Annotated in this window: 6 protein-coding genes and 1 tRNA gene; 1 reads left to right on the top strand and 6 read right to left on the bottom strand. The window is 46.9% G+C overall.

Annotated elements, in window-relative coordinates; translation table 11 throughout:
* Positions 1-528: 528 nt before the first annotated feature.
* From hisD to Q0338_RS08315, 6 genes are read right to left on the bottom strand one after another with little or no spacing between them, the layout of a single operon-like run.
* Positions 529-1,824 (bottom strand): histidinol dehydrogenase, encoded by a 1,296-nt coding sequence (gene hisD / locus Q0338_RS08340; protein ID WP_298086347.1) that lies wholly within the window; start codon positions 1,822-1,824, stop codon positions 529-531.
* Positions 1,821-2,495: a hypothetical protein gene (locus Q0338_RS08335; protein ID WP_298086346.1), complete on the bottom strand. Its 675-nt coding sequence runs from the start codon at positions 2,493-2,495 to the stop codon at positions 1,821-1,823. Before Q0338_RS08335 ends, hisD begins: the two co-directional genes overlap by 4 nt.
* Positions 2,476-3,291: an adenylosuccinate lyase gene (locus Q0338_RS08330; protein WP_298086345.1), complete on the bottom strand. Its 816-nt coding sequence runs from the start codon at positions 3,289-3,291 to the stop codon at positions 2,476-2,478. Before Q0338_RS08330 ends, Q0338_RS08335 begins: the two co-directional genes overlap by 20 nt.
* Before the next feature lie 35 nt (positions 3,292-3,326).
* Positions 3,327-4,049, bottom strand: a complete 723-nt coding sequence (locus Q0338_RS08325; protein ID WP_298086344.1) for an arginyltransferase — start codon at positions 4,047-4,049, stop codon at positions 3,327-3,329.
* The gene (locus Q0338_RS08320) at positions 4,043-4,264 is read right to left on the bottom strand and encodes a hypothetical protein (protein WP_122873882.1); all 222 of its coding nucleotides are present in this window, start codon (positions 4,262-4,264) and stop codon (positions 4,043-4,045) included. The genes Q0338_RS08325 and Q0338_RS08320 overlap by 7 nt, the downstream gene beginning before the upstream one ends.
* Positions 4,257-5,723 (bottom strand): acetyl-CoA carboxylase subunit A, encoded by a 1,467-nt coding sequence (locus Q0338_RS08315; RefSeq protein ID WP_298058566.1) that lies wholly within the window; start codon positions 5,721-5,723, stop codon positions 4,257-4,259. Before Q0338_RS08315 ends, Q0338_RS08320 begins: the two co-directional genes overlap by 8 nt.
* A gap of 392 nt (positions 5,724-6,115) precedes the next feature.
* On the opposite strand from Q0338_RS08315, the gene Q0338_RS08310 reads away from it, so the two are divergent.
* Positions 6,116-6,192, top strand: a tRNA-Arg gene (locus Q0338_RS08310).
* Positions 6,193-6,665 lie beyond the last annotated feature (473 nt).

Below are 6,665 nucleotides of genomic sequence, written 5' to 3'. Positions count from 1 at the left end.
GATACACACGCAGCCATTTTTGACCACGCGGCAATGCCACTCGTCGCCCAAAGCGGACAAAAAAGCAAGCATCTCATCACCCGCTGAAATAAAATTTGAAACGGGATTTTTCGGACTCATTTGTCTCCTTTTGCGAGATTGCCGTAAATTTTATAAAAACGTAAATTTTAGCAAGCCGCTCGTATGTTTATTTTGTAAATTTCAAGTGCAAAGCTTGCGGCAAAGAATTCGCAAAAACCGTAAATTTAAACAAAAAGGCGTTATATCTTGAGATGATTTTTGAAGTCGCGACATAAAATAAAACGTAGCGGACCGATCGTCCGTGAGTATTTATTTTTACTAGCCCTTCAAAAAGCGCCCGAAAAATCACTTCATAAAAGTCGCCAAATTTCGCATGCCAAACTCGCGGCAAAGAATTTTTGAGCAAATTTAAATGTTTTTTATCAAATTTCGTCCCAAGATAGGACGCAAAGTCCATCGACGGGCGAAATTTGTAAAATCATTTAAAAGTGCCAAAAAACCAAGCCGCTATTTTAAAGCTTCGAGCCTAACCGCGACCGAACGCTTATGTGCTCCGAGTCCCTCGGCCTCGGCTAGCTTCATGCACGCATTTCCTAGCTCGCTTATGCCTTTTGCGTTTAGCGAGATGAGCGAAGTGCGCTTCATAAAATTTTCAACCCCTAAAGGCGAGTAAAATCTCGCGCTACCGCCCGTCGGGAGCGTATGATTCGGTCCGGCTAGATAGTCGCCCATCGCTTCAGGCGTAAAGTGTCCGATAAATATCGCGCCCGCGTGCCTGATCTGCCTAGCCAGCTCCATCGCGTCGTTTGTCGCGATCTCTAGGTGCTCGGGCGCTAGCTCGTTAGCCAGCCTCACGCACTCATCAAGGTCGCTAGCTACGATGATAGCGCCCTTTTTATCGATACTAACCTGCGCGATGGGCTGCCTAGCTAGAGTCTTGATCTCCTCGTTGATATGCCTTTGCACCGCCGCGCCGAAAGCTTGATTTGGCGTGATGAGCACGGCGCTAGCCATCTCGTCGTGCTCGGCCTGCGAGAGCAGATCCACGGCGATGTGGCGAGGGTCGGCGCTCTCGTCGGCGATGACGCAGATCTCGCTAGGGCCGGCGATCATATCGATATTTACCTCGCCGTAGACGAGCTTTTTAGCCGTCGCGACGTATATGTTGCCGGGACCCGTGATGACGTCGGTTTTTTTGATCGTTTGCGTGCCGTAGGCCATCGCCGCTACCGCCGACGCACCGCCCACTTTATAGGCTTCCTTGATGCCGCAGATATGCATGGCTGCTAGAAGCAGCGTATTTACCTTGCCTCCGACGGCAGGCGTGCATACTACTATCTCCCCAACGCCCGCGACCAGGGCCGGGACGGCGTTCATGAGAAGCGAGCTAGGATAGGCGGCCTTGCCTCCGGGGATATATAGTCCGGCGCGGTCTAGCGGAGTGTACTTTGCGCCTAGCAAAACGCCGTGCTCATCGTGCTCCATCCAGGTTTTTGGCAGGCTTTTTTCGTGGTAGCTTTTTATGCGCTCAAAGGCTAAATTTAGCGCGTTTCGCAGGCAGCTATCTATACCGTCGTAGGCCTTTTGCATCTCGTCGGTGCCGATTTTTAGGCTATTTGCGTCGGGTTTCCAGCGATCAAATTTCTCTATCTGCTCAAAAAGCGCCTCATCGCCTCTAGCGCGCACGTCGTCCAGTATCTGCGAAACGGCGGGCATAACCGCGCTCATATCGCCGTTTGAGCGGTTTACCAAAGCCGCAAAATAGTCCTTAAAATTTTCGTTGCTAGTGAGTAAAAACTTCATCTCGTCTCCTTAAATTTTCTTTCGTATCTTAGTTTTTGACTGATATTTCCGAGCGCACCGCCTTGGTGGATGTATAAAATCTCGTTTTTAAACGCGCCCAGGTTTGCCATCATCGTTAAAAAACCCACAGGGTCGTAAATGAGCTCAAACTCTATCCCCGTTTGCTCGCATACTTCGCGCCAAATTTGATAAAGCTCCGGCTTTAGATCGCCGAAATGATATTTTTTCGGCGGCTGCAAAATGCGCGCCTTCGAGTTTGGCGTCAGCGCCTCGATCTCGCTTTTTAGGTAGTTTGCGTCGCCCACGCAAGGACAGGTAAAAACGTCAAATTTGACATGCTTAGCCAAAAACGCCGCCGACGTGCCCGTGCCTGAAGGCAAAAATATATCCACGGTTTTACCCTCCGCATCCGCCCAGCGCTCTATCTGCCTAGCCTGCGAGATAAAGCCCGCCTCCGCCTGCGGCTGCCAAACGCCCTCGTTTATAAAAAGCGAATCGCCGATGAAGCAATCCTGCGCGGCGGGTAAATTTGAGCTAGACGGGTTTGCGGATTTTTTAAAATTTGAGCTTTTATGGTTTATATATTCGCTAGATTTTACGCCCGCGAGCTCCGTTTGTTCGTCAAATTTGCTCAAATTTGAAAAAACAAATTTACTCCACGCCCGACTCAAGCTCTTTAAAATAGGGCTTCAAGCTCTCGTATGCGTTTTGGATACGCTGAAACTGCGTTTTGCACTCGTCCAAAAGCTCCGGGCTAAGCGCGGCGTGAAAGTCGGGGTGATAGGCCTTGACGAGCTCCAGATAGCGGTTTCGCACCTCCTCAAAGCTATCGTTTTTATCACACCCAAGCACCGTAAAATGGTCCTCGAAAAGGCTAGCCAGCGCGGCAAATTTGGCCTCGTTTTTCTTGGCGCAGATTTTGATCTGTTTTTTAAATTTTTCAAATTCCTCTTCGCTATAGTTAAAGATGATTGAAAATTTCATATATTCGCTTTTGTTAAACAACTCCTCTAGGCACGCGCATTCGCCCAAATTTGCGATATTTATGGCGATTTGACCCTCGGCGGATAAAATTTGCTTTGACTCAAATCCCTTGATGATGTGCGAGATAAAGGACTCGTTTGAGCGATCAAAGCTAAATATCGCTCCGCCTCGCACGAAGGCGACATCGACGAAAACCATGGCTTTTAGCGAGTTTGGTTGGATGTAGTGGAGTTTGATCGTTTTATACTCGGCGAAGTTTAAATTTACGTTTTTTAGCTCGTATCTTTGGCAGAGTTTTTTTAGAAATTTGACGAAATATTTGCGCTGAACCTTCTCGTTTTCGTCGTAAAACGACATCACTTTGCCTTTTTGCCCCAGCGTCTTGGCGAAGTTTCGCTTTATGAGCGCTTGCAGCTCGAAAAACAGATCGGCGTCTGATGTTTCTATGCTTAGAGATTCTAGATTTTGACTTACTTTTATCAAATTTTGCCTTTATAAAACGCATTTGAAAGCATTTTTTATTCCGCTTTTTCCCACACGGGCGTTTCATCTAGCGGGACGTATTCGCACAGGCGCTCGTAGGGCTTGTAGTCGGCCTTGTAGGCTAGGCTAGGGCAGTCTTTGACGTAGTAGCCTAGATATATCCAGCGTAAATTTAGCTGCCTAGCTAGTAAAATTTGCTGATAGAGCGAGTATCTGCCGATGCTAAGGTCTGCAAAATCAGGATCGTAATAGCAATAAACCGCCGAGATGCCGTCGCTAAGGATATCGACTAGATCGACGCCGATGAGCCGGCCGTCTGCAAAATACGCTATCTCCTTGCCAAACTCCGCGTGCCCCGCGACGTAGAGCTCGTAGTAGCGGCGAAAGTCCAGCTCGTAGTACTTCCACTCGCGCTTTTGCTGCATAAATTTATGATATTTTTTGTATAGCGCCACGTGCGCGTCGTCTATGAGCGGCTTTGTGAGGATGATTTTGGTGTTTTCGTTTTTACGCATCGTACGGCGGGCGGATTTGCTAAATTTAAAATTTAGCGCATCGACCCTGATATTTACGCACTCGCGGCACCCTGCGCAGTTTGGCTTGGAGAAATATTTGCCAAAGCGCCTAAAGCCGCGCCTAGCTAGAGCGTCGTTTACGGCAAAGTCGCAGCCGTCTATGTAGCGATACTCCATGCGCGAGTCCCTGTCCTTGAGGTAGGGGCAGGGGCTAGGCAGGGTGGAAAACGGCACGACTAGCACTTTTTGATATCCGCGTCCTTGACGTAGGCTAGAAACTCGTCACGCAAATTTTGCTCTTTGTGTGCGATGGCTTCTTCTTTGCTGAAAGTTTTTGGCTCAGGCTTTAAATTTTGCTTTGCGGCGTTTTTGGCGGCTGAATTTGAGCTCAAATTTGCATTTTGCTCCTTTTGCAGCTCTTTTTTTATATCCTTTAAACTATCGAAAAAATCATTCATCCGCGTGCTCCTCTTTAAATTTTCTAGCGTCTTTTACTCTTTGTATCGCGGCAGCGATGGCGGCGATCACCTCTTCGTTGTCCTCGTTGTCTTTGGTTTTCATCTTTTCTAGCAGGGTAGGCATCTTGTTTTCGACGTAGGACGTGTCGAAAAATCCTCGCCTAAAGTCGCGCTCCTTGCTGATGCTGAGCAAAAACGGGATCGTGGTTTTGACGCTGCCTTCGATCGTAAACTCATCCAGCGCGCGTTTTAGTTTATTTACGGCTAGATCGTAGCTAGGGGCTCGGACGATGAGTTTAGCTAGCAAGCTATCGTAAAACGGCGGTATCTGATAGTCTTTATATAGGTGGCTATCGACGCGCACGGAAGGGCCTAGAGCAGGGTAGTAGCCGGTGATTTCGCCCGGGCTTGGGATGAAGTTTTGCCATGCGTCCTCGGCGGTGATACGCGCCTCTATCGCAAAGCCTTGCGTGATCACGTCGCTTTGCTCCATATCTAGGATCTCGCCCGCCGCGATACGAATTTGACGCACGATGAGATCCACGCCCGTGATCTCCTCGGTTACGCCGTGCTCGACCTGGATACGGGTGTTCATCTCCATAAAGTAAAAGTTGTTGTAATCATCGAGTAAAAACTCGATCGTGCCGGCGTTGGTGTAGTTTACTGCCTTTGCCGCTGCGACTGCGGTCACGCCCATGCTTTTTCGCAGGCTTTCGCTCATCGTCGGACTCGGCGCTATCTCGAGGATCTTTTGGTGGCGGCGCTGGATCGAGCAGTCGCGTTCGGCTAGGTGAATGATGTTGCCGTATTTGTCGCCTAAAATTTGAAACTCGATGTGGCGCGGATTTACGACGTATTTTTCCATGAAAACTTCGTCGTTATTAAAAAACGCCTTAGCCTCGCGCTTGCAGCTTTCAAAGCTAGATTCTAGTTCTTCTTCTTTCCACACCACGCGGATACCGCGTCCGCCGCCGCCGCCGCTAGCTTTTAGGATGACCGGGTAGCCGATACGTTCGGCGTATAGTTTGATGTTTTCTATCGTTTCGTTGTTTAGCTTTTCGGTGCCCGGCACGATAGGGATGCCGTTTTTATTCATCAGATAGCGAGCGATGTTTTTATTGCCCATTTTGCGGATGACGTCGGCGGTAGGTCCGATGAAAACAAGCCCCGCATCCTCGACCTCTTTGGCAAATTCGTAGTTTTCGCTCAAAAATCCGTAGCCCGGGTGTATGGCGTCCGCACCACAAGCTTTTGCTACCTCGACGATGCGCTTGGCGTCTAGGTAGCCCTTGATCGGGTCTATACCGATCTGGTAGGCCTCGTCGGCTATTTTGACGTGCAGGCAGTCTTGGTCGGGCTTGGTGTAGATGGCGACGTTTTTGATGTGTAGGTCTTTGCAGGCGCGGATCACGCGAACGGCGATCTCTCCGCGGTTTGCGATCAAAATTTTATGTATCACTTGGCTTTCCTTTCTTATCGTTTTTTGAATTTTACTCTTTTTTGCTTGCTGATGCTTGAAATTTGCTTTTTTAGAGCTCGATCTTTGTTATGCCGTCTTTAAATTTGCTCTTTTTGCTATTAAATTTTTAGCTTGTCCTACGTTATTTATATATTTTAGTGCTCGGTAGCTAGGCACGCTTGTTTTAATTAAATTTGTTGCGTAAGATAACATAAAGATTTTTTATAGATGGTTAAATGTGGCAAATTTGGTGCAGAAATTTGAAATTTTATAGGCTTGCGGCGAATATGATGTAGTAGGGGATGCAAAAATATAAAAATTTTTAGCAACTATGTCAAAATTTATGAAAGATTTAAGAAACCTTTGGCTATACTTCACATTTCTTTTAAAGTGCGCTCGTAGCTCAGCTGGATAGAGCATTTGATTGCGGTTCAAAAGGTCAGGGATTCGAATTCCTTCGAGCGCACCACGATACTTACAAAACCGATAAAAATCCCCAAAATTCATGCTTTTATTTAACTAACGAAAACCGTTAAACGCGAAATTTATCAAATTTAACGCCCTAAAACTTCCCAACTTTACTTCCCAAACGTTTTTGGGAAGTTTTTTAAAGCAAATCCCGGCAAGTAGGCCTCAAAGTTTTTATAATTAAATTAAAAGCGGGGTCGAAAATGAAACTCACTCAACAACTAAACTTTAAAGTTGCGCCTGACGACGCTATCCGTGATTACAAGCTCCCAAGTGATAAAAAAGAAAGTCGCCAAATGCTTACAGATACGGGCTTGTGTCTGAAAATTAAAAAGCTTCACAAGAAAAACACTACGCATGTAAAATACCGAAAAGATTTCTATTATTCAAAAAATGGAAAGATGCTTGTAAGAAAAAGACTTTCAATAAAAAACAATTCCAACGAATAAAAGCACTAAGAATACAAATTTTAGG

The organism is uncultured Campylobacter sp., assembly GCF_938018145.1.
In the GTDB taxonomy this organism is placed as follows: domain Bacteria; phylum Campylobacterota; class Campylobacteria; order Campylobacterales; family Campylobacteraceae; genus Campylobacter_A.
This window is presented reverse-complemented; position numbering and strand designations above follow the sequence as displayed.